Annotated in this window: 27 protein-coding genes and 1 pseudogene; 19 read left to right on the forward strand and 9 right to left on the reverse strand. The window is 65.6% G+C overall.

From position 1 onward, the window contains the following. The first annotated feature begins 61 nt into the window (after window positions 1-61). The 7 genes from ACREYQ_RS27140 (at window position 62) to ACREYQ_RS27170 (ending at window position 6,578) form a co-directional block, all read left to right on the forward strand. Window positions 62-538: a DUF4863 family protein gene (locus ACREYQ_RS27140; RefSeq protein ID WP_432261064.1), complete on the forward strand. Its 477-nt coding sequence runs from the start codon at window positions 62-64 to the stop codon at window positions 536-538. An 8-nt stretch (window positions 539-546) separates the two neighbouring features. Continuing rightward, entirely contained in the window at window positions 547-2,094 is a 1,548-nt protein-coding gene (locus tag ACREYQ_RS27145; protein ID WP_432261065.1) for a 3,4-dehydroadipyl-CoA semialdehyde dehydrogenase, read from the forward strand. A gap of 85 nt (window positions 2,095-2,179) precedes the next feature. Continuing rightward, window positions 2,180-3,784: a benzoate-CoA ligase family protein gene (locus tag ACREYQ_RS27150; RefSeq protein ID WP_432261066.1), complete on the forward strand. Its 1,605-nt coding sequence runs from the start codon at window positions 2,180-2,182 to the stop codon at window positions 3,782-3,784. A 47-nt stretch (window positions 3,785-3,831) separates the two neighbouring features. Then, on the forward strand, window positions 3,832-5,190 hold the full coding sequence (locus tag ACREYQ_RS27155; RefSeq protein WP_432261067.1) for an MFS transporter: 1,359 nt from the start codon (window positions 3,832-3,834) through the stop codon (window positions 5,188-5,190). A gap of 505 nt (window positions 5,191-5,695) precedes the next feature. Continuing rightward, window positions 5,696-5,920 carry an isochorismatase gene (locus ACREYQ_RS27160; protein WP_432261068.1) on the forward strand — a complete coding sequence of 75 codons (225 nt, stop codon included), beginning with the start codon at window positions 5,696-5,698 and terminating at the stop codon, window positions 5,918-5,920. 97 nt (window positions 5,921-6,017) lie between these two features. Next, entirely contained in the window at window positions 6,018-6,239 is a 222-nt protein-coding gene (gene infA, locus ACREYQ_RS27165) for a translation initiation factor IF-1 (RefSeq protein WP_008646230.1), read from the forward strand. 84 nt (window positions 6,240-6,323) lie between these two features. Next, complete coding sequence (locus ACREYQ_RS27170) at window positions 6,324-6,578, forward strand: translation initiation factor 1 (protein ID WP_115212181.1); 255 nt, start codon at window positions 6,324-6,326, stop codon at window positions 6,576-6,578. A gap of 51 nt (window positions 6,579-6,629) precedes the next feature. On the opposite strand, the gene ACREYQ_RS27175 is transcribed toward ACREYQ_RS27170, so the two are convergent. The 4 genes from ACREYQ_RS27175 to ACREYQ_RS27190 form a co-directional block, all read right to left on the reverse strand. Further along, complete coding sequence (locus ACREYQ_RS27175) at window positions 6,630-7,004, reverse strand: hypothetical protein (RefSeq protein ID WP_432261069.1); 375 nt, start codon at window positions 7,002-7,004, stop codon at window positions 6,630-6,632. A 91-nt stretch (window positions 7,005-7,095) separates the two neighbouring features. Beyond that, window positions 7,096-7,422 (reverse strand): hypothetical protein, encoded by a 327-nt coding sequence (locus ACREYQ_RS27180; RefSeq protein ID WP_432261070.1) that lies wholly within the window; start codon window positions 7,420-7,422, stop codon window positions 7,096-7,098. Window positions 7,423-7,487: 65 nt separating this feature from the next. Further along, window positions 7,488-7,790, reverse strand: a complete 303-nt coding sequence (locus ACREYQ_RS27185; protein WP_432261071.1) for a hypothetical protein — start codon at window positions 7,788-7,790, stop codon at window positions 7,488-7,490. Between the two features lie 189 nt (window positions 7,791-7,979). Then, entirely contained in the window at window positions 7,980-8,183 is a 204-nt protein-coding gene (locus ACREYQ_RS27190) for a cold-shock protein (protein WP_010812830.1), read from the reverse strand. Between the two features lie 281 nt (window positions 8,184-8,464). Between ACREYQ_RS27190 and ACREYQ_RS27195 the strand changes: the two genes are divergently transcribed. Next, on the forward strand, window positions 8,465-8,692 hold the full coding sequence (locus ACREYQ_RS27195) for a hypothetical protein (RefSeq protein ID WP_432261072.1): 228 nt from the start codon (window positions 8,465-8,467) through the stop codon (window positions 8,690-8,692). Window positions 8,693-8,773: 81 nt separating this feature from the next. Here ACREYQ_RS27195 and ACREYQ_RS27200 read toward each other — a convergent pair whose 3' ends face one another. Further along, entirely contained in the window at window positions 8,774-11,011 is a 2,238-nt protein-coding gene (locus tag ACREYQ_RS27200; RefSeq protein WP_432261073.1) for an NADP-dependent isocitrate dehydrogenase, read from the reverse strand. A gap of 340 nt (window positions 11,012-11,351) precedes the next feature. On the opposite strand from ACREYQ_RS27200, the gene ACREYQ_RS27205 reads away from it, so the two are divergent. Together ACREYQ_RS27205 and ACREYQ_RS27210 are read left to right on the forward strand one after the other, a co-directional pair. Then, the gene (locus ACREYQ_RS27205; protein WP_432261074.1) at window positions 11,352-12,713 is read left to right on the forward strand and encodes an esterase-like activity of phytase family protein; all 1,362 of its coding nucleotides are present in this window, start codon (window positions 11,352-11,354) and stop codon (window positions 12,711-12,713) included. Between the two features lie 121 nt (window positions 12,714-12,834). Further along, complete coding sequence (locus ACREYQ_RS27210) at window positions 12,835-14,223, forward strand: IS4 family transposase (protein WP_432257562.1); 1,389 nt, start codon at window positions 12,835-12,837, stop codon at window positions 14,221-14,223. A gap of 63 nt (window positions 14,224-14,286) precedes the next feature. Here the strand turns inward: ACREYQ_RS27210 and ACREYQ_RS27215 are convergent. Then, window positions 14,287-14,649: pseudogene (locus tag ACREYQ_RS27215) on the reverse strand (methyl-accepting chemotaxis protein); the annotation flags it as partial. Window positions 14,650-14,805: 156 nt separating this feature from the next. Here ACREYQ_RS27215 and ACREYQ_RS27220 point away from each other — a divergent pair. Next, complete coding sequence (locus tag ACREYQ_RS27220; RefSeq protein WP_432261075.1) at window positions 14,806-15,234, forward strand: phasin family protein; 429 nt, start codon at window positions 14,806-14,808, stop codon at window positions 15,232-15,234. Here the strand turns inward: ACREYQ_RS27220 and ACREYQ_RS27225 are convergent. Continuing rightward, window positions 15,231-15,536 carry a DUF1272 domain-containing protein gene (locus ACREYQ_RS27225; protein ID WP_432261076.1) on the reverse strand — a complete coding sequence of 102 codons (306 nt, stop codon included), beginning with the start codon at window positions 15,534-15,536 and terminating at the stop codon, window positions 15,231-15,233. The genes ACREYQ_RS27220 and ACREYQ_RS27225 overlap by 4 nt on opposite strands. 101 nt (window positions 15,537-15,637) lie before the next feature. Between ACREYQ_RS27225 and ACREYQ_RS27230 the strand changes: the two genes are divergently transcribed. Further along, entirely contained in the window at window positions 15,638-17,374 is a 1,737-nt protein-coding gene (locus ACREYQ_RS27230) for a SulP family inorganic anion transporter (protein WP_432261077.1), read from the forward strand. Here ACREYQ_RS27230 and ACREYQ_RS27235 read toward each other — a convergent pair. Then, the gene (locus ACREYQ_RS27235; RefSeq protein WP_432261078.1) at window positions 17,349-17,792 is read right to left on the reverse strand and encodes an EamA family transporter; all 444 of its coding nucleotides are present in this window, start codon (window positions 17,790-17,792) and stop codon (window positions 17,349-17,351) included. The two genes, ACREYQ_RS27230 and ACREYQ_RS27235, sit on opposite strands and share 26 nt — an antisense overlap. Window positions 17,793-18,049: 257 nt before the next feature. Between ACREYQ_RS27235 and ACREYQ_RS27240 the strand changes: the two genes are divergently transcribed. The 6 genes from ACREYQ_RS27240 (at window position 18,050) to ACREYQ_RS27265 (ending at window position 21,025) form a co-directional block, all read left to right on the forward strand. After that, window positions 18,050-18,658: a C39 family peptidase gene (locus tag ACREYQ_RS27240; RefSeq protein ID WP_432261079.1), complete on the forward strand. Its 609-nt coding sequence runs from the start codon at window positions 18,050-18,052 to the stop codon at window positions 18,656-18,658. Next, window positions 18,655-19,560: a transporter gene (locus ACREYQ_RS27245; protein WP_432261080.1), complete on the forward strand. Its 906-nt coding sequence runs from the start codon at window positions 18,655-18,657 to the stop codon at window positions 19,558-19,560. Before ACREYQ_RS27240 ends, ACREYQ_RS27245 begins: the two co-directional genes overlap by 4 nt. Window positions 19,561-19,583: 23 nt before the next feature. Then, window positions 19,584-20,015, forward strand: coding sequence for a hypothetical protein (locus tag ACREYQ_RS27250; RefSeq protein WP_432261081.1), 432 nt, complete (start codon window positions 19,584-19,586; stop codon window positions 20,013-20,015). An 11-nt stretch (window positions 20,016-20,026) separates the two neighbouring features. Further along, complete coding sequence (locus ACREYQ_RS27255) at window positions 20,027-20,395, forward strand: hypothetical protein (RefSeq protein WP_432261082.1); 369 nt, start codon at window positions 20,027-20,029, stop codon at window positions 20,393-20,395. Further along, a complete protein-coding gene (locus ACREYQ_RS27260) occupies window positions 20,380-20,724 on the forward strand; it encodes a hypothetical protein (RefSeq protein WP_432261083.1) in 345 nt (114 codons plus the stop codon). The genes ACREYQ_RS27255 and ACREYQ_RS27260 overlap by 16 nt, the downstream gene beginning before the upstream one ends. A gap of 106 nt (window positions 20,725-20,830) precedes the next feature. Continuing rightward, window positions 20,831-21,025 carry a hypothetical protein gene (locus ACREYQ_RS27265; protein ID WP_432261084.1) on the forward strand — a complete coding sequence of 65 codons (195 nt, stop codon included), beginning with the start codon at window positions 20,831-20,833 and terminating at the stop codon, window positions 21,023-21,025. Between the two features lie 137 nt (window positions 21,026-21,162). On the opposite strand, the gene ACREYQ_RS27270 is transcribed toward ACREYQ_RS27265, so the two are convergent. After that, a complete protein-coding gene (locus ACREYQ_RS27270; RefSeq protein ID WP_432261085.1) occupies window positions 21,163-22,485 on the reverse strand; it encodes a cytochrome-c peroxidase in 1,323 nt (440 codons plus the stop codon). A 300-nt stretch (window positions 22,486-22,785) separates the two neighbouring features. On the opposite strand from ACREYQ_RS27270, the gene acpA reads away from it, so the two are divergent. Beyond that, a complete protein-coding gene (acpA, locus tag ACREYQ_RS27275; protein ID WP_432261086.1) occupies window positions 22,786-24,906 on the forward strand; it encodes an acid phosphatase in 2,121 nt (706 codons plus the stop codon). Window positions 24,907-24,939: the final 33 nt, after the last annotated feature.

Genomic DNA, 24,939 nt, shown 5'->3' on the forward strand with positions numbered 1-24,939 from the left:
ATGCACAATAATGCATGAGTCCGGTGCCAGCGACCGGCAACACAGATGGAGCCCCCCTGATATGCCTGCACGCCCTTCCCAGGCCGCATTCCGCAGCCAGATCGCGCAGCTGACCGCGCAACTGGCCGGCCGCCCCCTCGATATCTCACTGGACGCCTGGCTGAATGCCGAGCACGGCGCCGGCAGCCCCACGTACCAGCAACTGAAGGACGCCTGCCAGGCCGGCGTGGCCGAAGGCTGGCTGTGCGACCGCGAAGGCGGCGGCATCCGCTACGGCCGCATCTTCAAGCCCGCCGACGACCTGCACGGCTTCTCGGTCGACGTGGTCGACATGCAGGACATTGCCGGCCCGCACCATACCCATCCCAACGGCGAGATCGACCTGATCATGCCGCTCGAGGGCGAGGCGCAGTTCGACGGCCGCCCCGCCGGCTGGCTGGTGTGCCCGCCGGGCAGCGCCCACCGCCCCACCGTCAGCAACGGCCGCGCGCTGGTGCTCTACCTGCTGCCGGAAGGCCGCATCGACTTCACGCGCTGAGATCCTCCATGACTGAATTGCTATCCAACTACCTTGGCGGCAAGTGGCTGGCCGGCAGCGGCGCCGGCACGCCCTTGTTCGATCCGGTGCTGGGCGACGAACTGGTGCGCGTGGACGCCACCGGCCTGGACCTCGCGGCCGGCTTCGCCTTTGCCCGCGAACAGGGCGCGGCAGCCCTGCGCGCGCTGACCTACCGCCAGCGCGCGGCGTTGCTGACTGACATCGCCAAGGTGCTGCAGGCCAATCGCGATGCCTATTACGACATCGCCACGGCCAACAGCGGTACCGTAAAGAACGACTCGGCAGTCGACATCGACGGCGGCATCTTCACGCTCGGCACTTATGCAAAACTGGGCGATACACTCGGCGACCGGCATTACCTGCTGGACGGCGAAGCCGCGCGGCTGGGCAAGGACCCATTGTTCCAGTCGCAGCACGTGCTGGTGCCCACGCGCGGCGTGGCGCTGTTCATCAATGCCTTCAACTTCCCGGGCTGGGGCTTGTGGGAGAAGGCGGCGCCGGCACTGCTGGCCGGCGTGCCGGTGATCGTCAAACCCGCCACTGCCACGGCCTGGCTGACCCAGCGCATGGTGCGCGACGTGGTCGAGGCAGGCGTGCTGCCGGCAGGCGCGTTGTCAGTGGTTTGCGGCAGCTCGGCCGGGCTGCTGGACCCGTTGCAGCCGTTTGACGTGGTGTCGTTCACCGGTTCGGCCGATACCGCCGCAGTGATCCGCTCGCATCCCGCCATCGCGCAACGCTCTGTTCGGGTAAATATCGAAGCCGACAGCATCAATTCCGCCGCGCTGCTGCCGCAGGACGGCCCCGACACCGCCGCCTTCGACCTGCTGGTGAAGGAAGTCGTGCGCGAGATGACGGTCAAGTCCGGGCAGAAATGCACCGCCATCCGGCGCGTGTTCGTGCCTGAAGCGCTGTATGCCCAGGCCGCCGAGGCCATCGGCGCACGGCTGTCGAAAGTCACCGTGGGCAACCCGCGCAACGATACGGTGCGCATGGGCGCGCTGGTCAGCCGGGCGCAGTTCAACGCCGTGCAGGACGGGCTGGCAAACCTGCGCAAACACGCACAGGTGCTGCATGACGGCACGCAGCGGCCACTGGTGGATGCCGCCCCGGCCGTGGCCTGCTGCATCGGCCCGACGCTGCTCGGCGTGACCGATGCGGACGCTGCCGCAGCCGTGCATGACACCGAAGTGTTCGGCCCGGTAGCCACGTTGCTGCCCTACCGCGATACGGCGCACGCGCTTGCGCTGGTACGCCGGGGCCAGGGCTCGCTGGTGGCATCGCTCTATGGCAGCGACACCGCCGCACTGGGCGCTGCAGCGGTCGAGCTGGCCGACAGCCACGGCCGCGTGCATGTGATCTCGCCCGACGTGGCGCAGTTGCACACCGGCCATGGCAACGTCATGCCGCAATCGCTGCACGGCGGCCCCGGCCGCGCCGGCGGCGGCGAAGAGCTGGGCGGCCTGCGCGCCCTGCACTTCTACCACCGGCGCAGCGCCATCCAGGCCAGCACCGCGGTCCTCGACGCGCTCGCCTGACCGTTCAAGCCAACCCGCTTCACCGCGCCGCCACGCCCGCATGGCGGCGCGCGGCACACCGTCCACCAGCAACGGGGAGACACCCATGAACGCCACGCCCGCAGAGACACCGGTCCGGCCACCCGGCCCGTCCTTCAACTTTGCCGAGCACCTGCTTGGCTGCAATGCCGGGCGCGCCGGCAAGGTGGCCTATGTCGATGACGACGGCCGGCTCACCTATGGCGAACTGGCGCAGCAGGTGCAGCGCCTGGCCGCCGCGCTGCTCGGCGCCGGCATCCGCCGCGAAGAGCGCGTGCTGCTGCTGATGCACGACTGCACCGACTGGCCGGTCTGCTTCCTGGGCGCGATGTACGCCGGCATCGTGCCGGTGGCCGTGAACACCTTGCTGACCGCAGAGGACTACATCTACATGCTGCAGCACAGCCGCGCGCAGGCGGTGCTGGTATCGGCCGCCCTGCTGCCCGTGCTGCAGGAGGCGCTGGCACGTCCCGGGCATGAAGTCGGGCAGGTATTCGTGTCCCGTGCGCATGAGCCGCTACCCGATGGCATGGCGGCGCTGGATGCGGTGCTTGCCGCGCAAACGCCGCTGCCAGCGCCTGCCGCCACCAGTTGCGACGATCCCGGCTTCTGGCTTTACTCGTCCGGCTCGACGGGCCAGCCCAAGGGCGTGGTGCACAGCCACGGCAACCCGTACTGGACCGCGGCGCTCTATGCCGGCCCGGTGCTCGGCCTGCAGGAGCAGGACGTCTGCTTCTCGGCGGCCAAGCTGTATTTCGCCTACGGGCTGGGCAACGGGCTCAGCTTCCCGCTCAGCGTCGGCGCCACGGTGGTGCTGATGGCCGAGCGGCCAACGTCCGAGGCCACCTTCCGCCGCTGGCTCCAGCACAAGCCAACCGTGTTCTTCGGCGCGCCGACCGGATACGCCGGCATGCTCGCCTCGCCCGCGCTGCCGGCACGCGCCGAGGTGGCATTGCGGCTGTGCTCGTCCGCCGGCGAGGCGCTGCCCGCCGATATCGGCCAGCGTTTCACCGCACATTTCGGCTGCGAGATCATCGACGGCATCGGCTCCACCGAGATGCTGCATATCTTCCTGTCCAACCGCCCCGGCCAGGTGCGCTACGGCACCACCGGCTGGCCGGTGCCGGGCTACGCCATCGAGCTGCGCGACGAAGACGGCCGCCCGGTGCCAGACGGCGAGATCGGCGACCTCTATATCCAGGGCCCCAGCGCCGCGATGATGTACTGGGCCAACCGCGAGAAATCGCGCGAGACCTTCCGCGGCGGCTGGACCAAGAGCGGCGACAAGTACGTGCGCAACCCGGATGGCAGCTACAGCTACGCCGGGCGCAGCGACGACATGCTCAAGGTCAGCGGCATCTATGTGTCGCCGTTCGAGGTCGAGGCCACGCTGGTGCAGCACCCCGCAGTGCTGGAAGCCGCGGTGATCGGCGTACCCGACCATGAGGGGCTGATCAAGACTAAGGCCTTCGTGGTGCTCAAGGCGGGCGCGCGGCTCGGCGACGGCGAACTGAAGGCCTTCGTCAAGGAGCGGCTGGCCGCCTACAAGTACCCGCGCGCGATCGAGTTCGTCGAGACGCTGCCCAAGACCGCCACCGGCAAGATCCAGCGCTTCATGCTGCGCGAACGAGAACTGCAGGCCGCCGCAGAGCGCGCCGCTGCGGTGGCGTGAGCGGCAACGCCGCCCGCCCCGAGACATCACCATACCGGAGACAAACCATGCGTCAGATCGATGTCCACAAGCTGGCCGACGAGGCCCGCTTCAACCGCTTCCATGCGCTGATCCTTTCCTGGTGCGCGCTGATCATCATCTTCGACGGCTATGACCTCGCCGTGGCCGGCATCGCCCTGCCGTCGATCATGAAAGAGATGGGCGTGACCCCCACCAGCGCCGGCTTCATGGTCAGCTCGGCGCTGTTCGGCATGATGTTCGGCGCGATCTTCCTCGGCACCGTGGCCGACCGCATCGGCCGCAGGCGCGCCATCGCCATCTGCATCCTGCTGTTCAGTGTCTTCACCGCGGCGGCGGGCTTTACCAGCGATCCGGTGACGTTCAGCGTCATGCGTTTCCTGGCGGGGCTGGGCATTGGCGGCGTGATGCCCAACGTGGTGGCGCAGATGACCGAGTACGCGCCGCGCAAGCTGCGCGGCACGCTGGTGACGCTGATGTTCAGCGGCTACTCGGTCGGCGGCATGCTGGCCGCATTGCTGGGCAAGGGGCTGATTGAAAGCTACGGCTGGCAGTCGGTGTTCATCGCCGCCGGCCTGCCGGCGGTGCTGGTGCCGCTGGTGCTGCGCTCGCTGCCGGAGTCGATGCCCTACCTGATCCGCACCGGCCAGACCGCGGCGCTGCAGGCTGTGGCGTCGCGGCTCGTGCCCTCGCATCGCCCGCAAGCCGGTGACACGTTTACCCTGCCCGCCGATGACAAGGCCGGCAGCGCGCCGATCCGGCGCCTGTTCCAGGACGGCCGCGGCTTCAGCACGGTGATGTTCTGGGTGGCGTTCTTCATGTGCCTGTTCATGGTGTACGCGCTCAGCTCCTGGCTGGCCAGGCTGATGGCGGGCGCCGGCTACAGCCTGGGCTCGGCGCTGACCTTCGTGCTGGCGCTGAACTTCGGCGCCATGCTCGGCGCCATCGGCGGGGGCTGGCTGGCCGACCGCCTGCCGATCAAGCATGTGCTGATCGGCATGTATGCGCTGGCCGCGATATCGATCACGCTGCTGGGCTATCCGATGCCCAGCGCCGCGCTGTTCGTCGTGGTGGGCCTGGCGGGTGCTTCCACCATCGGCACGCAGATCGTCACCTATGCCTATGCGGGCCAGTTCTACCCGATGGCGGTGCGCGGCACCGGCATCGGCTGGGCTTCCGGCGTGGGGCGCAGCGGTGCCATCCTGGCACCGATCGTGATCGGCGTGCTGGTGGGGATGTCGCTGCCGCTGCAGCAGAACTTCATGGCGATGGCGATCCCGGCAGTGATTGCGGTGGGGGCGGTGTCGATGATCAACCATCGGCGTTCGGCATCGGCGCAGGCGGATGTTGATGTGCTGCCCGTGGGGACGGCTGTGAAAAAAGCCTGAAGAGAATCCTGCTTGCCAGTTGTTGGCGCCCCCTCCGGCGGGAGGGAAGCGAACCGGCCTCAGCGCTGGCAATCCAGCACCTCGTGGCGGCGGCACCAGGGGCACTGCCCGTCACGCCGGCAGGGTTGGCCCGAAAGTGGTATCATGCAACTTCTTATGCACGGATCGGCAACGCCCGACATCTGTGCGCCAGCCGCAAGACAATCTCACAAAAGCATTCAGCGGCGGCATATCGGGCGTACACCCGATGCGTCCTTGGGCCAGCTTGTGCAGAACGGCCCACCACCCTATCCGACCGGCGGCACGTCCGCTCCGCAGCGATCGCCCCTGTACCTGGCGCATCGGCTTGCGCAGGCATGGTCCACTTCACGCCAGATGCAACGCCTGCGCAGCCGCGCGGGCCCGACGCTGGCCTACAGCAACGGCGAACGGCCGCCACCGCGCGACGCCTGCATCGGAACGATGCTCCGCGCCCCTGCGGCCACGCCCATGAACAGGCATCACATTGAATCGACTCAACACTACCCCTTATACCGTCTCCGTCTATCCCATCCAGCAGGAACCCGGCCTCTGGTTCGCGACCTACATGATTGCGGAATACCGCAATGGCGCCGAACGCATCGTGGCCAACGTGGCCATGCGTCACGACACGCACCGCTCTGAAGCCCGCGCCAGGCAGTCCGCCCGCCGTGCCGGCGAACGCGCCGCGGCACGCCTGCGCCAGCAGTAAGCCAGACCCGCAAGCCTCATCCCATCGGCCAGCTGGTGTCCATCTGGCCATCACCACAGCGCGCGCACGCAAGGCGCGGCTACAGCAAGGAGCCTCCTTGGCAAAAGAAGAGCTGGTCGAATTTGGCGGCAAGGTGTCGGAAGTCCTGCCCGACAACCGTTTCCGCGTGATCCTGGAAAACGGCTTCGAAGTCTGGGCGTATTCGTCCGGTCGGCTGAAGAAGAACCGCATCCGCGTGCTGGCGGGCGACCGCGTCACGCTGGAGATGTCGCCCTACGACCTTACCAAGGGGCGCATCAACTACCGGCACAAGTCGTAGGCCAGCGCCACCTCGCCATGGCATGCGCCGCGCCGGCGCGTGCCGTCCCGCAACGCCTCATCCCTCAATCAAGGAGAACCGATCATGTCCGTCATCGAAGAATGGGAAGCCCTGCACCTGACGCCCGAAGGCTGGCAGCCGGGCAGCTACCGGCATGCACCGTGGCAGGCTGTGGAAGTCGCGCCGCCCGCATCGGGCGTGCTGACGGTCAGGCGCCATGTGACGGCCACCTATTGCGGGCCGTCGCGCGCGGTGGAAGACCGTACCCCCGAGATCGCCGACATGGCACTGATCGAAGCGCTGCTGGAGCGCCACGGCAACCCTGTCTTCCAGATCTGATCCTGGCGTGATGCGCGCTGGTGCAGCGGTTGCGGCCAGCGCAGCAGCGCGTCAGCCAAGCACGCGCACATGCTGCCGGGCCGTCCTGAGCCCGGCGCCTACCGTCCGCAACTCGCCGTCCCACGGCGCGGCGGCCAGGTCCAGCACATAGTCACCTTCGCGCGCCTTGTCGTGCAACTGGTCGCGCACCACCTGGCCGATGGCCAGGCGGCACAGCGCCTCGCCGCTGGCGGCAAGCTGCCCGCGCAAGGCGCCCGGGTCGGTCAGCACCCCGAACGAACGCCGCCCTGCGCCCACGAAGCTGGTGAACAGCACGCCGGTGGGACGCTCCGCATCGATAAAGCAGACTGCCACGTGATAGGTGATGCCATTGCCCTCGCCGGGCAAGGTGCACAGAAAACCGGATGATCCCGTACGCATGTCCATGAACGGACTCCTTGCAGTCTGACGAATGACGCCGCGCGTGTATCCGGTTTGAGCAGCCGGTCTTTGGACCCGGCCGCTGCAAAGCCGTCGCCTATAGCGACGTTACGGATTCGCCGGCAACCAGGCCGTTGATGATGTCCTCGCCGAACTGCAGCGCACCGCGGCGGGCCGAGCCGATGTTCTCCCAACGGGACTCGCCCAAGGGAAACACGCGCGCGTGGTCCTCGCCCGGGCGATAGCCTTCGCGGCAAATCACGATCGAGGCCAGGAAACTGTTGTCGGGCCTGGTGCGCGGCCAGGACTGCTCGGGCCGGTGGCGATAAACCAGGGGATACAGGTCAAAACCCTTGTAGCTGGCAAAGGGAGTGCTGCCGGGAATATTGTTGCCAGGACTTCGGCTGGGAGTGCTGTCGCTCACGACGGCTCCATGCGGCATCGTGCCGCGTTGATGGGATGAATGGCTGCGTTGGTGACTGGGTACGCTCAGGACGCCATCGGCGAACCTGCCGGTACTACCGACACCCCCGGCACTGCGCCGTTGATGATGGCCTCGGCATAGCGCAGCGCACCACGGCGCGCGCCGCCGACGTTGTCCCAGGGCGTGGCGTCCAGGCGGAACGTGCGTGCCTGCGCGCCTTCGGGCGACTCGCCCTCGAGGCAGATCACCACTGCGGCATCGAACGAGCGGTCGGGCCGCGGCTCGGGCCAGACACGCGTGACGGCATGCTTGTACACCAGGGGATAGAGGTCATATCCCTTATAAGTCGCAGCTGGATAGATATCCATGGCAGCCTCCGCCCGAATGGTGGTCCTGCCCTCACTCTACGCCTGTTGGCAGGCCCGCTGTGGCTTTATTTGACCATTTTCCGGCCATTTGCCGGTTATCAGCGGGCAAAATAAAAAAAGCTCCGCCTGAGCGGAGCCTTTTTGATTGGACTGGCGCCGGGGCGCTCAGCTCAACTCAGGTCTGTGCGTTCAGATCGGCTCGATCTTGGTCGCGGCCGGGCCCTTTTGGCCGACGCCAGCGACGTAACGCACCTTCTGGCCTTCTTGCAGCGACTTGAAGCCGTTGCCCTGGATTTCGGAGAAATGCGCGAACAGGTCGTTGCCGCCTGCATCAGGCGTAATGAAGCCAAAACCCTTCGAATCGTTGAACCACTTGACGGTACCGGTTTCCATGTTGGATTCCTTAATAAGTTTTTCTCACCGGCAAAAGCGCCGGCAAGGCATGACGATCAAGGAAGACACAAGGAGAAAAAGTGGCGCCGTGTGGGCAAGCACCTGGACTTCTAGGTTGCTGCTTGAAAGATCCTGCACCCACCCTTATACAGGTCACCCCCTGCCATGTCAATGAACTTCACTGAATCGGCCCGGAATCACATGGAAAGTGCGGGTTGCGGGTCCCGCCGCCCTGAACGGGCCGGCATGCTACAGTGGCCCATCGAACGGAACACACACGGATGACACTCTGCACTGCCTGCCAGGCCATCGAACGCCATGTGCGCGGCGCCCCCGGGCACGCGGCATTGCGCATCACCGATACCCAACGCATCAAGCCGCCGCGCTCGGCGGCCGTCACCATCAGCAGCTTTGTCTGCCAGGACTGCGGCGCCCTGTGGACCTACCGGGACCAGAAGAGCGGTCCGGAGCAAGGATGGGACATCCACGTGGAAGCCCAACAGCCGTAGCGCACCCGCCGCGCAAAGAAAAACCCCGGACCTGGGTCCGGGGTTTTTCTTTGCGCCGGCCCGCGGAACGGGCCAGTGCGATCAGGCGGCCACCGATGCCAGCGCGGTGTTCAGCGTCTGGCTCGGGCGCATTGCGGCGCTGAGCTTGGCGGCGTCCGGCTGGTAGTAGCCGCCGATGTCCACCGGCTGGCCCTGTACCGCGGCCAGTTCGCCAATGATCTTCTGCTCGTTGTCGGTCAGCGTCCTGGCCAGCGGCGCGAACTTCGCGGCCAGTTCCGCGTCGTCCGACTGGGCCGCCAGTTCCTGCGCCCAGTACATTGCCAGGTAGAACTGGCTGCCGCGGTTGTCCAGCTGGCCGGTCTTGGGCGACGGGCTCTTGTTGTTGTCCAGCAGCTTGCCGGTGGCCGCGTCCAGCGTCCTGGCCAGGATCTTGGCGCGCGCATTGTTGGTCTTGATGCCGACGTCTTCCAGCGACACCGCCAGCGCCAGGAACTCGCCCAGCGAATCCCAGCGCAGGTGGTTTTCTTCCACCAGCTGCTTGACGTGCTTCGGTGCCGAACCGCCGGCGCCGGTCTCATACATGCCGCCACCGGCCATCAGCGGCACGATCGACAGCATCTTGGCGCTGGTGCCCAGTTCCATGATCGGGAACAGGTCGGTCAGGTAATCGCGCAGGATGTTGCCGGTCACCGAGATGGTGTCCAGGCCGCGGATCACGCGCTCCAGCGTGTAGCGCATGGCGCGCACCTGCGACATGATCTGGATGTCCAGGCCCTTGGTGTCGTAGTCCTTCAGGTAGGTCTCGACCTTCTTGATCAGCTCGGCTTCGTGCGGACGGTACGGGTCCAGCCAGAACACCGCCGGCATGCCCGAGTTGCGCGCGCGCGTGACGGCCAGCTTGACCCAGTCGCGGATCGGCGCGTCCTTGACCTGGCACATGCGCCAGATGTCGCCCTGCTCGACGTCCTGCGTCAGCAGCACTTCACCGGTGGCCAGGTCGACGATGTTGGCCACGCCGTCTTCGGCGATCTCGAAGGTCTTGTCGTGCGAGCCGTACTCTTCGGCCTTCTGCGCCATCAGGCCAACGTTGGGCACCGTGCCCATGGTGGTCGGGTCGAAGTTGCCGTTGGTCTTGCAGAAGTTGATGATCTCCTGGTAGATGCGGGCAAAGGTGCTCTCCGGGATCACGGCCTTGGTGTCCTTCGGTCGGCCGTCGGCGCCCCACATCTTGCCGCCGATGCGGATCATGGCCGGCATCGAGGCATCGACGATCACGTCGTTGGGCGCGTGCAGGTTGGAGATGCCCTTGGCCGAATCCACCATGGCCAGTTCCGGGCGATGCTCGTGGCAGGCGTGCAGGTCGCGGATGATCTCTTCGCGCTTGGAGCTGGGCAGCGCCTCGATCTTTTCGTACAGGTTGACCAGGCCGTTGTTGACGTTCACGCCCAGTTCATCGAACAGCGCGCCGTGCTTGGCAAAGGCTTCCTTGTAGAAGATCTTGACGGCGTGGCCGAACACGATCGGGTGCGACACCTTCATCATGGTGGCCTTGACGTGCAGCGACAGCATCACGCCGGTCTTGCGCGCGTCTTCGAACTGCTCTTCATAGAAGTCGCACAGCGCCTTCTTGCTCATGAACATGCTGTCGATGATCTCGCCGTCCAGCAGCGCGACCTTGGGCTTGAGCACGATGGTCTTGCCGCTCTTGGTGACCAGCTCCATCTTGACGTCGCGGGCGCGGTCCAGCGTCATCGACTTTTCGCCGTGGTAGAAGTCGCCATGCTTCATGTGGGCCACGTGCGTGCGCGAGGCCATGCTCCACTCGCCCATGCTGTGCGGGTGCTTGCGCGCGAAGTTCTTGACCGCTGCCGGGGCGCGGCGGTCGGAGTTGCCTTCACGCAGGACCGGGTTCACGGCGCTGCCCAGGCACTTGGAATAGCGCTTCTGGATGGCCTTCTCTTCGTCGGTCTTCGGGTCTTCCGGATAGTCCGGCACCTTGTAGCCCTTGCCCTGCAGCTCGCGGATGGCGCTGACCAGCTGGTGCACCGAGGCGGAGATGTTGGGCAGCTTGATGATGTTGGTGTCCGGCAGCTGCGTCAGCTTGCCCAGTTCGGCCAGGTTGTCCGGCACGCGCTGTGCTTCGGTCAGGAATTCAGGGAACTCGCCCAGGATACGGCCCGCCACCGAGATGTCGCTGGTGGTCACGTTGATGCCGGCCGGCTTGGTGAAGGTCTGGATGATCGGGAGGAACGCACTGGTCGCCAGCAGCGGAGCTTCGTCGGTCAGCGTGTAGATGATGGTGGGTTGCTGGTTACTCATTGCTTCTCTCAGATCCTCGAACGGGTGGTGGGACATCCGCCGGCTGGGTCACAGCCGGCGGCAATCTAGGCGAAAAATAGAATTTTGCCTCAGTTTGCTTTCACGAGACTGAAAACCCGCCGGTTTTTGCGCGGCTATCGGCAGAAATCCGGGCGTTGGCCCGCGCGTAGCGCCGCCCGCGCAGCACAATCGTTCGCAGATTGCACCGACACGGTGCCCGCAAGGTGGCCACGCTGCAGTGCAGCATGGCCGAAACCGTGCGGCCCGAGGATCATAGTACTGTCAAACTTGGCGCCGACAATGCAGCGTTTTGTCCTCTTTAACGCCAAGGAAAACCACAATGCCTCGTCATTTGCTGCTGGCCCCGGTGGCCGTCGCGCTGGGCTGCCTGGGCGCGGCGCAGGCGTGGGCGCAGGCCCCCGCTGCCTACCCCGCCACGCTGGCCGGCCATGCCGTGCTGCCGGCCCAGACCATGCTCGCCGTGCCGAAGGACGCGCCCGCTGACCTGCAGGTCAGCGGCAAGTTCACCACCGCGCAGCGCGTGGAGGCGCCGGGCACGGTCGAAGGCAAGTCCAACGGCCGCCCCACCGGCGTATCGCTGCCATTCCGCGGCCAGCCGGCGCAGGGGCATTCCGGCATCAAGCACATGGCCGACGGCAGCTTCTGGGTGCTGACCGACAACGGCGCCGGCGCCAAGGCCAACTCGCCGGACTTCATGCTGTACCTGAACCACTACAAGGTGGACTTCGCCAGCGGCCGCTTCCAGCGCCTGAAGACCATCTTCCTGCACGACCCGGACAAGAAGGTGCCGTTCCGCATCGTCCATGAAGGCACGAAGCCGCGCTACCTGACGGGCTCGGACTTCGATACGGAAAGCTTCCAGTTCGCCGGCGGCGCGATCTGGATCGGCGACGAGTTCGGCCCCTTCCTGGTCAAGGCGGACATGAACGGCAAGGTGCTGGCCGTGTTCGACACCCTGGTCGACGGCAAGGTGGTGCGCTCGCCTGACCATCCCGCCGTCACGGCGCCGGGCGCGCCGGACGGCAGCGTCAAGTTCCAGGTTCGGCGCTCCAAGGGCTTCGAGGGCATGGCGTCCTCGCCCGATGGCAGCAAGCTGTACGCGCTGCTGGAAGGCGCGCTGTGGGACGAGGCCGCCAGGGGCTATGAGAACGAAGGCGGCAAGCCCTACCTGCGCGTGCTGGAGTTCGACGTCAGGCAGCAGGCCTGGACCGGCCGCCACTGGAAATACGTGCTGGAAGGCGCCAGCCATGCCATCGGCGACTTCAACATGATCGACGCCACCACCGGCCTGATCATCGAGCGCGACAACGGCGAAGGCACGCCCGACAAGGCCTGCCCGGCCGGCCAGAAGCGCACGGACTGCTTTGACGACGTCGCGAAGTTCAAGCGCGTGTACAAGGTGGAACTGAGCGATGCCAACGCCGGCGGGCCGATGCGCAAGATCGGCTATATCGACCTGCTGCGCATTGCCGATCCGGGCAAGCTTGCACGCAAACCGTTGACCGATGGCGTGCTGGCGTTCCCGTTCTTCACCATCGAGAACGTCGACGTGGTCGACGCCACGCATATCGTGGTGGGCAACGACAACAACCTGCCCTTCAGCAGCAGCCGCGAGCCGAACCAGGCCGACGACAATGAGCTGGTGTTGCTGGAGGTGGGGGAGTTTCTGAAGGCGCGCTGAGGTTAGCGCCGAGACGGATGCGCTCCCCTCTCCCGCGGGACTTGTCTTTACCCACATCTCGATAGGAAAGGTTGTAAACGGGATTGGACGGTGTTAACTTCGGGGAAGTTGACAATCAGTGGTGGCAATTTTGTCTGATACGGAAGATCTGGAAGACTGGGCCAGCGACGAATTCGGTGGCGCTCAGTTGGGCGATGCACGTCGCACGCAGCGCCTTGTGGCATTGGCGCGCGGACTAGCGCAAAAAGCCCATGTTTCGTTCCCGCAGGCCTTGAGTGGTGCCCAACTCAAGGCGGCATATCGCTTCTTTGATAATGAGGCGGTCGACCCGGACGGAATACTGGCGAGCCACGTCGTTCAAACCGTGGGTCGCATGCAGCAGGTACCTGTCGTATTGGCGGTGCAGGACACCACGGAATTCAATCTGGCAAATTTGCCCGCGACTGAGGGACTTGGTCACGGCACGGGCGGCAATTTGCGCGGATTCATGTTGCACAGCGTGCTGGCGGTGACGCCTGAGGGCCTGCCACTGGGCGTGTTGAGCATGAAGACGTGGGTGCGTGCGCCGCAAGCATCGGGCAAGGCCAGGCAGCGCCGGGCGCTGTCCATTCGTGACAAGGAAAGCGTGAAGTGGCTGGAGGGGCTGGAATGCCTTGAGCCGCTCAAGATGCAGTGTCCGGACACGCACCTTGTTGCCGTCAGCGATCGCGAGGGCGATGTGTACGACGTGTTCCTGGCGCAGCGCCCAGCGGGGGTGGACTGGTTGGTGCGGGCCGCCTGGAATCGGGGCGTGGATCACCCAGAGAAGTATCTGTGGGAGACGGTTGCTGCGGCCCCCGTACTCGGGGAGACCGTCCTGCACGTGCCCAGGAGTGGCGCCAGGCAAGCGCGTAGCGCCCGACTGGCTTTGCGCTGTGTGCCCGTCCAACTGCGACCGCCGCGCAGCCGCGGTGCAGAGGCCCTACCAAGCCTCGAAGTGTTTGCCATTCACGCACTGGAAATCGATCCGCCCGAAGGTGTTGAGCCGCTCGAATGGATGTTGCTCAGTTCGATGCCCACCCAAACGCTGGAAGATGTGCTGGAACGGCTGAGCTGGTATGCCCGGCGCTGGACCATTGAATCCTGGCATCGTGTCCTGAAAAGTGGCTGCCAGATCGAGGCTCGGCAGTTCGGGACGCTGGAGCGGTTCCTGCGCGCCACGGCGCTGTTCGCCGTGATCGGCTGGCGCATCATGTACGCGACCATGCTCGGCCGGCTTGAAGCCGATATCCCTTGCTCGGTGCTATTGCAGTCGCTCGAATGGCAGGCCTTGTACTGCCGCACGCACGGCACAACCAAGCCACCGGAGCAGGCACCCAAACTCAGCGAAACGGTCCTTTGGATCGCCAAGCTCGGTGGCTACCTGGGTCGCAAAAACGACGATCCCCCCGGTGCTACTGTCCTCTGGCGCGGCTTCCTCGTTTTGCACGAAATCACCGAAATGTATCGGATCTTCCAGAAAAACGAGTAAGCCGCCGGAAGTTGTGGGTAAAGGCAAGCCCGCGGGAGAGGGGAGAAAACCAGCGGCCTGTACTTACGCCGCCAGCCTGAACGTCGACACCGCCTCCTTCAGCCGCTGCGCCTGCTCCTCCAGCGATCCGGCCGCGGCGGCAGCCTCTTCCACCAGCGCGGCATTCTGCTGCGTCACGGTATCCATCTGCGTCACCGCCTGGTTGACCTGCTCGATCCCCGCGCTCTGCTCGGCCGAGGCGGCACTGATCTCGCCCATGATGTCGGTCACGCGCTTGACCGCGGCAACGATCTCCACCATGGTCTGGCCGGCCTGCGTCACCTGCATGGTGCCCTTCTCGACGCGGTCGACCGAATCGCCGATCAGCGCCTTGATCTCCTTGGCGGCGGAGGCGCTGCGCTGCGCCAGCGTGCGCACCTCGCCCGCGGATGCCAACGGCATGGGGGTTGGAAACTTTCGGGTCTTCCTCGATTGACGGCCAGAAGTGTGCGGATACCGGCTATAGTGATCAGGAACCCGGCCAAAGGGCGCTCCATCCCCGCCGCCGGCCACCCTGCCAGTCCTTCCTGAAGGAGTCCCAGCATGGCCACGCCTCCCAATCCCTTTGCAGACTTCACCAAGATGATGGAACAGTTCCGCCTGCCGGGCGTGGACATGAGCGCGGTCATCGAAGCGCGCCGCAAGGACATCGAGGCCCTGACCGAGGCCAACAAGCTGGCCTATGAGGGGATCCAGGCCGTGGTGCAGAAGCAGCAGGAGATCTTCGCCCAGACCATGCAGCAGTTGCAGGCGGCCGCTCAGCAGTACGCCGCGGCGGGCAATCCGGCCGAGGCCATGGCCAGGCACAGTGAATTCGTGCAGCAGCAGTTGCACCAGGCACTGGAGAACATGCGCGCCCTGGCCGAAACCGCGCAGAAGGCGCAGGCCGAAGCGCTGGCGGTGATCAGCAAGCGCGCCGAGCAGAATGTGAAAGAGGCCAGCGAGCTGCTCCAGCCGAAATCCAAAGGCTAGCGCTGCTCAGGCGGGATCGGGGCGATCGCCTCGGCAAAGCGGGCGTGCGCCGCAAGGTCGACCGGCCGGTGCTTCACCTTGGTGCTGGCCGGGTCATTGCCGAGATAGTTGCCGTTCTTCCAGTCGCGCGCCGGGCGCACCGGCCGCGGCGTGAAGCCACCCCCGCAGTTCGGGCAGACATTGCCGAGCATGTCCACACACCCCGCGCAGAACGTGCATTCGTACGAGCAGATGCGGGCTTCGGCGGATTCGGGTGGCAAGGGCTTGTTGCAATGTTCGCAGCCCGGTCTGAGTTCCAGCATGTCGCTTGCCTCCTGTATGGATGAACGATTCGGGATCACCGCCATCGTAGCCGCATTTCCCGGCCAGGCAAGCCATCGCTGAACCCACCACCCACCCCGCCATGCTGCACCACGCCCTGACCCGCCTGATGCCCGGCGCCGCCGAGCTGCTGCGCTACCGCCGCAAGGATTTCCCGGTGGACCTGCAGGCAGGCGTGTCGGTGGCCGCGGTCAGCCTGCCCATCAGCGTGGCCTATGCCCAGCTGGCCGGCTTCAGCCCGGTGGTCGGCCTGTACAGCGTGGTCCTGCCGATGCTGGTCTATGCGCTGTTCGGCTCGTCACGCCAGCTGATCGTCGGTCCCGACGCCGCCACCTGCGCGATGATCGCCGCCACGCTGTCGCCGCTGGCGCTGCCCGACAGCGAGGCCTACCGCGCGCTGTCGGTGTCGCTGACACTGCTGACCGGCGTCTTCTGCGTGCTGGCGGGCAAGTTCCGGCTGGGCTTCCTGGCCGATTTCCTGTCCATGCCGATCCTTGCCGGCCTGCTCAACGGCGTGGCTATCAACATCGCCTTCAGCCAGATCGGCAAAGTTACCGGACTGACGCTGGCGGGCCGCGACGTGATCGGCCAGGCGGATTCATTCCTCGCGCAGGCGGGCGCGATCCACTGGCCCACGGCCGCGCTGGGCGCGCTGACGCTGGCGGTCTACTTTGGCGGGCGCGCGTGGCAGCCGCGCGCGCCCGCCGCGCTGTTCGCGCTGGCCTTCGCCACCTTCGTCAGCTGGATGCTGGGCCTGCAGGGCCTCGGCGTCCAGGTGGTGGGTCCGGTGCCGGCCGGGCTGCCGCGGCTGATCGCGCCGTCGATGCCGCACGAGCTGTTCGGCACGCTGGTGCCGGCCGCGGCCGCGCTGGCATTGGTGTCGCTCAGCAGCGGCATGCTGACCAGCCGCAGCTTTGCCGCGCGCAACGGCTACACCATCGACGCCAACCAGGAGTTCATCGGCATCGGCGCGGCCAGCATCGCCAGCGCGCTCAGCCAGGGCTTTGCCGTCAGCGGATCGAGCTCGCGCACCGCCATCAACGAGGCCGCCGGCGGGCGCACGCGCATGGTGTCGGTAGTGGGCGCGGTGACGGTGCTGCTGGTGCTGCTGTTCCTGACCGACCTGCTGGCGGCGCTGCCCACGGCCGCGCTGGGCGCGATCCTGATCGCCTCGGCCTTCAGCCTGTTCGACTTTGGCGGCCTGATGGCGCTGCGCCGCTACAGCCGCGCCGAACACGGCATTGCGCTGGTGACGGTGGCGGGCGTGGTGCTGCTGGGGGTGATGTCGGTCATCCTGCTGGCCGTGGCCATTGCGCTGCTGCGCTTCCTGGCGCAGATGGCCCGCCCCGACGAGCAGCAACTGGGCTTGTGGCAAGGCCACGATGGTTTCTACGAACTGGCCCACTACCCCGAGGCCCGGCCCTTGCCGGGCCTGCTGATCTATCGTTTCGAATCGCCGCTGACGTTCTTCAACGCGGACTTCCTGCGCCAGCGCATCCTGGCGCTGACCGTGCTGCGAGAAGCGCGCTGGGTCGTCATCGATGCCATCTCCATCGCACACGTCGACCTGACCGGCGCCACCATGATGCGCGACCTGCAGGCGCAGCTGTCCGCGCGCGGTACCCAACTGGCAATCGCCGGGCGCACCGCGCAGCTGACCTCCTGGCTGGAGCGCCGCGGCGTGCCGCCGGCAAGCACCGGCATCCTGTTCTACCCGTCCAAGCAGGCCGCGCTGCACGCCTACCTGGCACGGGCGCGCAACGAACCGGCCCCGGACGGCGAGGCACCTGGCCCTAGCGCCGCAGACTCAGCACCATGACCCCGGCCGCCACCAGCGCAATCCCCAGCCACTCGCGCGGGGCGGGCCGCTCGCCCAGGAACAGCACCGCGAACACCGCCACCAGCACCAGGCTGAACTTGTCCACCGGCGCCACCTTGGACGCATCGCCAATCTGCAGCGCGCGGAAGTAGCACACCCAGGAAGCACCGGTCGCCAGCGCGGACAGGGTCAGGAAGATCCAGTTCCGCGGCGTGAACATGGCCGGGTTTCCCCATTTGCCCGTCACCGCCACGAACACCGCCAGCACCCCGGTGATGATGACCACGCGCACCAGCGTGGCCATATCCGGATCGATGCCGGCCAGGCCGACCTTGGCAAAGATCGCCGTGAATGCGGCAAAGACAGCAGACATCAGCGCCCAGGCAAACCAGGCAGGCATGGCGGCAAGAGGGGTCATGGGCAGACTCCGACGGATCAAGGATAGAGCCCCGAATCATAACCACAGCCGCAGCAACCGCGAACCGATTGCGAAGATTCATCCGTAACCGCAGACCTATCGCGGCATCAGGCAGCCACGGCCGCATGGGTTCGCTGATTCGGCCGTCTCCGCCGGTGGGCTGGCGTCGTTAACCTGCAGCACATCGACATCAATGAGAATGATTTTCATCTCAGCACTACCCCGCACGTCGCCGGATCTGCTCCAGACGCCTCGACATGAAACGCCAGGTCATTCCTCTTCTCGCGCTGACATTTGCCCAGCTTTGCCAGGCCACTGCGGCAGGCACACCCCCGGTGCGCTCATGGAAGGCGATGCGCGATGACGGCGTCGTCAAGCAACGGTTCGACTATTCCTGCGGGGCCGCTGCGCTGGCTACGTTGCTGCAGCATTACTACGGCGAGGCGGTCGACGAAGCCGCCGTCCTGAAGCAGATCGCCGCCAAGGGCCCGGCCACGTTCAGCAGCTTGTCCGCTGCGGCCAGTCACTTCGGCTACGAAGCGCGCGGCTACGCCCTTTCGCTGGAAGCGCTACGCCAGCTGGGACTGCCCGCCATCGTCTTCCTCCATGCAGGCAACGACAACCACTTCTCCGTGTTGCGCAGCATCGATGCACGCTCGGTGGCGCTGGCCGACCCATCGCTCGGCAACCGCGTCTACGCCATCCCGGATTTCATGCGCCTGTGGACCACCCGCCTCAGCCGCGACTATCCGGGCCGCGCCCTGGTCGTGCTGCCACGCAAGACGGACCGGGTGGGCGATCCGCGGTTCATGCGGCCCATTCCCGCCAGGTTCGGCGGACTAATTCTAAGGCCCTTCCGACCATGATCCGTCGCCTGACAAGGATGGTCGCCGCGACCGCCGCCCTGGCTCCGTGTTCCGCGTCCTCGCAGATCGTGCCGACGCTGGAGGACCTGCTGACGGCCCAGAACCGCTGGCGTGCAGACGCCGGGCTCTCCTACTTCAACCATGAGGCGACCGGGACGGCCGCCCGCGGCCCAATCTATATCCAGGTGGGGCAGAACATTGTCCCGGTCGCAACCGGCTTGGTGCCGAAAACCCGCAACGTCGATTCACTGGTGGCGTATGCCGGCCTGCGCTACGGGTACTCGTCCGACACCGAACTGTCGTTTTCAGGCACTGGTTCGTACACCAGCGAGCGGACCCTGCTCGAAGGGCTCAACCGCGAGTCCAGCAACAACACCAGCTTCTCCAGCCTTTCGCTTGCCATCAGTCACCGCTTCCTGAAGGAGCAAGGCAGCCCTGGATTGGTGGCCTTTCTGGAAACCGGTGCGGTGGAGCACAGCAGCGATGCCACCTCCTACTTCAGCAGCTTCACCGCTGCCGGCACGCTCTATCGCACCATCGACCCGGTGGTGCTGAGCCTGAACGCGTCCTATCGCCTCAACCTGCCGCGCCATGACAGCGTCGCCAGGCCTGGCAATGTGCTGATGCTGACGCCGCAGGTCGGCTTTGCCGTGAACGAGACCGTCACTCTCTATGGCGGCATCAACTGGCAATTGCAGCAGGCAGAGAACGACCCGCAAGGCCTGCCCTCGCAACGCAGCACGCAAACCGCGCTGGTGTTCGGCCTGGGCTATCGCGCCAGTGACCGAACCACCATTTCGCTCAGCGGCAACGCCAATGTCAGCGGGCGCGGCGGTACGCAGATAACGCTCGGCACGGTAGTAAAGCTGGGCGCCATGCCCGAAAGGGAACGCTTGCAGTAACCACCTTTTAAGGAGAGGAACCGATGGAACACGTACGAAGAACCACGGCCGCACTGGCGCTCGCAAGCTTGTGCTGCGGTGCGTGGGCAAAAGCGCCCACGACGTTTGGCGATATCGAACGGATGGATGCGCCGGCGGGACTGCATATCAGCCAGATATCTGGCACCGAAATGGATTCTGTCGAGGGCTCGGTTGCGCCGGTGGTCATTGCCGGCGTTGCAGCAGTCAGCGGCGCGATTGCCAATGGCGCCACCTATTGGGTCAACACCCCCAACCCGACCGCCGCAGGCCTTGTCTGGACTGCCGGGACCGGGTTCAGCGCCGGAACCGTCGGTGGCATTGCTGCCACGATGCCGCCGCTAGGAGCGTTGCTCGCCACCGGCGCCGCGGCCTTTATCCCAATGCTCCCCGAGCCGACACGGTCGAAATGCGGGGCCGCCGGCCTGGGTTGCTGAAGCGCTAAATCATGAAGGCTGGCGACACCATTCGCCGGCCGATCACAGAACTGGCAATGGACTACGGCATCACTGATCAAGAGAAGCTCAAGGCAGTGTATTCCTGCTTTGTCTTCTTCTATTTCATCCCGAGACTGCTGTTGTTTCCGTTCGTCCATGGCGAGCGTTATCTCATGACGGTTTTCACGTTATGCGCGGTGTTTGCCGCGAACTATCTCCTGCTCAGGCATTTCTTTGGAGGCGAGGTGGCGCCAACGCTCTACGAAGCGTGCTACGGCCCCGTCATGAGCGTCTGGATGGCGCTGCTCAATAGCAAGATCGAGAAGGACAATCCGGGTTACTACAAGAATGAGGTTCGCCGCAGATGGCAGGGACGCTAACGCTGTCAGAATTCCAGGTCAACGCCTATGGCATTGCCATGCTCGGCTACATAGCCATTGTGCTCGGCATCCTGGTGCCGAAGTATCTGTTTGTTCCAACGATCCTGCGGCGCCGGTATGGCTGGGCAGCTGCGGCACTCGCCGGTGTCCTGATGGTCAACCTCTGTGTCTTTACCGCGCTGATGCCGGCAAGGCCGCGCGTGCCGTTGGACGAGTCCTTCGCCGGCGTGTTCCTGAGCCTGTGCGTGTCGCTGGTTCTGTGCCAAAGGGCCAAGACAAAAGCCAGTGGCACCGGGCTCGGCAACGGATCCGGAGCGCCGGGCAAGTAGCGCCACATTACCTCGTTACTTACCCTCGATGGAAAACCGCTCGCGGGCACGATGCTCCAAAAGAAATCATTTGCAGAAACCACCCTTGACTTCAAGGAGAACACCAATGCACGACGCAAAGAAGACTGCGGCCATGCTTATGCTGGCCTGCGTGTGCTGCGACGCATGGGCCAAAGCGCTGACGTTTGAAGAAATCGAGCGTGCAGATACCGTTTCCGGACGATATATCAATCACCTGTCGGCGACGGAGATGGATACGGTTGAAGGACCGGTTGCGCCTCCTCCGCACTACGTGTCCTGACGAACGGGGACCGCGTGGCATCGCTTCACTGAGATCACCCAACATCCGTCCGCTTTTGCGCTGAGATCTATCCTCTTCGGGATCAGCTTCGCATACGCGCCAGCGTGACAGCCCCCTCAATACGGCCGGGCGGCCGATCAGCGCGCCGCCGAAGCGCGATACCCGTCAGTCAGCGTGCTCAGGAACGCAATCACGTCGCGGATCTCGCCCTCCGCCAGCGCGGCTCGGCCGCCTGGACGGCCGCCGAAGGGCGGTTCCATATTGACGTTGCCGCGATAGCGCTCGGGCAGGTCGTCGAACTTGTCCACGCCGCCATCCGGCTTGCGCGGATACCACTTGCCCGGGCGGGTGTCGCGCTCGGCGTAGAAGTGCATCACCTCGTCCAGCGAGTGGAGCATGCCGTTGTGAAAGAAGGCCTTGCGCGTCGCCACATTGCGCAGTGAGGGCGTGCGGAACAGGCCGCAGTATGCTTCGTGCCCGCGCAGGTCGGTGCGGTCGGGGCCGCACAATCCCAGGTCGAAGAATGCAGGGTCGCCGTTGCCGGCCAGTTTGCGGTTGCGCGGCACGCCAAGCGCGATGAATCCAAAGTCGCTGAACGCCGGAAACACGCCGTCGGCGCTGATTGCGCTGGGATGGCAGGCAGCGCAGTTTCCCTTGGCGGGATCGTTGAACACCTTCAGCCCGCGCGCCTCCTGCGGACTCAGTTTCGCCTGTCCGCGCAGCACGGCATCGTACTTGCTGGTGTAGGGGTAGAACTCCGCCGGCGTTTCCTGGAACACCTCCAGCACCATCAGCACGGCCTGGAAGGCCGTGTCGTCGCGGTCGAGAATGTCCGGCCCGAACACTTCGCGGAATGTCTGCGCGTGGCGGCCCGCGCGAACGCGCGCCACCACGGCCGCCGGATCCTGGTTGGCCATCTCGTGCGGCGACAGCAGCGGAATGCGCGCCTGCTCATGGGTGGAGGACGCCCTGCCGTCCCAGTTGTGCCCCCCTGCGGGCCCCTGGTCTTCGCTGTCGTTGCCGTCGTTCTCGTGGAAATGCTCGGTAAACGGCGGCACATTCTGCACGTAGCGCAACGAAGGCGCGGCGCGCACGCCGGTGCGCCGCATATCGGCGCCGCCCAGTTGCACGGACAGGTCGTTGGCTGGCCCGTAGGCATGCTCCGGGCTATGGCAGCTGGCGCAGGACAGCTGCCCCGATGCGGACAACGAGGGATCGAAGAACAGTGCCTTGCCCAGCGCGTTCATGGCCGGTACCGATGGCCTGCGCGTCGCCAGCATGGTGTAGAAGGCACCTGCAGACGCCGGCACAGGCTGGCTCGCGGCTGCGGCCACCGTGGAAGCCCCCGCCGTGCCTTGGACGGCGTGCGCCTGCTCCCTGCCGCACGCCCCGAGCACCCCGACCGACAATATCAGCAATATCCCGGCGGCTGCGCGTCCGCACGCCTGCAACGAGGGCATCGGGGCTTTCAACAGCGACGGAACTGGCAGCATGACGGGAGGGGGGCGGAGCGAGCGGCAGCAGCAGAGCAGGCAAATGCGCGAGACCGGGGGCGGAAACACGACCCGGGCATCAGATGAGCGGCGAGCCTAGCAAGGATTCATGACAGTTCCGTGACGCACCCGGATTGCCGTCGCGCGATCCGGGCCCTCATCTTTGGCCTTCACGACATCCACGCCGGTCATCAAGCTGAAACAGAGCGGCGCGAGACTCCCGCGGCATCTCAGAACAATGTCCCCAACCAACAAATAGGGATCGATATGAGCCAAGTATTCCGACCGTTGTCCCTGGCGGTGTTGACTGCCTTGGGCGTGACTGCCTGCGGAGGCAGCGACTCCGCGCCGTCCGCCAGCACTTCCGGTGTGGTCACCGGCAGCTACTTCGAACACGCCCGCGTCTGCCTGGATGCCAACAACAATGGCAAGTGCGACAGCGGTGAAGCCAGTGCCTTCACCAACGCGCAGGGCGCATTCACGCTGCCCGGCCTGGGCGCAGTGGTGGCAGAGATCGGCACGGACGCCTTCCGTAATGAAGACGGCGGCGTGCGCAACGCCGTGACGCGCCCGCTGGTGTTCCGGGCCCCGGCAAGCGCCAACGGCATTGTCAGCGCCATTTCCACCGAACTGGTCGCGCTCATGGAAAGCAACGGCAGCAGCCTGGATGACGCCAGGGCCCAGGTGGCCGCCCGCCTCGGCGTGCCCGCCGAGAAGCTGCTGACCGACCACAACAAGGAAGGCGACAGCAAGATCAAGGCCAACCTGCAAGCGGAAATCGAGCAGGCCATCGACCTCATCGCTGACACGGTGGCCGACGGCGGCGATATCAACCAGGGCATGCGCGAACGCGTGGCCAAGCGCCTGGCGCTGCAAAAGATCAAGACCGTGGTCGTCATCTACGCCGAGAACCGCGGCTTTGACAACCTCTACGGCCTGTTCCCCGGCGCCAACGGCGTCCCGGGCGTGAACCCGGCCTCGACCGGCAAGGCCGAGCCGCAGAAGGACTTCGACGGCTCCACGCTTCCCGTGCTGCCACCTACCTGGGGCGGCCTGACCGCGGCCGGCCAGACCGTTACGCTGCCGCAGTCCAGCACCACGAACTGGGCCAACAAGCCGTTCCGCATCGACGACCCGGCCGGTGTCAACGGCACCGGCGTGGTGGTGTCGCAGTCGGTCATCACGCGTGACCTGGTGCATCGCTTCTATAACAACCAGATGCAGATCAATCGCGGCAAGAACGACAAGTACGCCGCCTACTCCGATGCCGGCGGCCTGTCGATGGGCTACTACGATGGCAGCGGCATGGCCATGTGGAAGATCGCCCAGCAGTACGTGCTGGCCGACAACTTCTACATGGGCGCGTTCGGCGGTTCGTTCCTGAACCACCAGTACCTGGTTTGCGCCTGCGCGCCGCAGTATCCCAACGCCGACACCTCGGTGGCCAAGGGCAAGATCTCCGCCATCGACGTCGACGCGGGCGGCAACTTCGTGCGCCTTACCCCGGGCACCAGCAACCCGTCATCGGTGCTCAATGGCGCGCCGACGTACCTGAATGACGGCGCGCTCACGCCCAAGGACGCCGCCGGCATGTTCTACGCGGTCAACACCATGCAGCCGGCTTACCAGCCGAGCGGCAACAAGCCCGCTACCACCGACACCACCAAGCTGTTCGCCGATCCGGCCAACAGCAGCACAATGCCGGTGCTGAGCCAGACCACCATCGCCGACCTGCTCGATGCGCGCGGCATCAGCTGGGCCTGGTACGCCGGGGCCTGGTCCAAGGTGGCGCAGGACCCGACCGGCATCTACAACAACACCGCGCCGAACTTCCAGCCGCACCACCAGCCGTTCAACTACTACGCTTCGTTCGATCCGGTGGCGCACGCGGATTACCGCAGCGCGCACCTGAAGGACTATGACAGCCAGTTCCTGCAGGATGCAGCCGCCGGCAAGCTGCCCGCCGTGACGTTCTACAAGCCGCAGGGCAACCTGAACCAGCACCCCGGCTATGCCAGCGTGACCGATGGCGATGCCCATATTGCCAACGTCATTGCCCAGTTGCAGCAGAGCCCGCAATGGAAGGACATGCTGATCGTCGTCACCTACGACGAGAACGGCGGCTTCTACGACCATGCGGCAGTGCCCTCGGGCGATCGCTGGGGCCCGGGCACGCGGATCCCGGCGATCGTGGTATCGCCGTACGCAAAGAAGGGCTACGTCGACCACACCCAGTACGACACCGCCTCGGTGCTGCGTTTCATCACGCACCGCTTCGCGCTGCCGACCCTGCCGGGGCTGAAACTGCGCGACGCCTCGCTGGTGCTCAACAACGCCAAGCCGATGGGTGACCTGACCAATGCGCTGACGTTCCCGGCGCAGCAGTAAGCGGGTGACACGCCGGCAGGCCGCAATGCCTGA

The sequence above is a fragment of the Cupriavidus sp. TMH.W2 genome (assembly GCF_050847365.1).
GTDB lineage: Bacteria > Pseudomonadota > Gammaproteobacteria > Burkholderiales > Burkholderiaceae > Cupriavidus.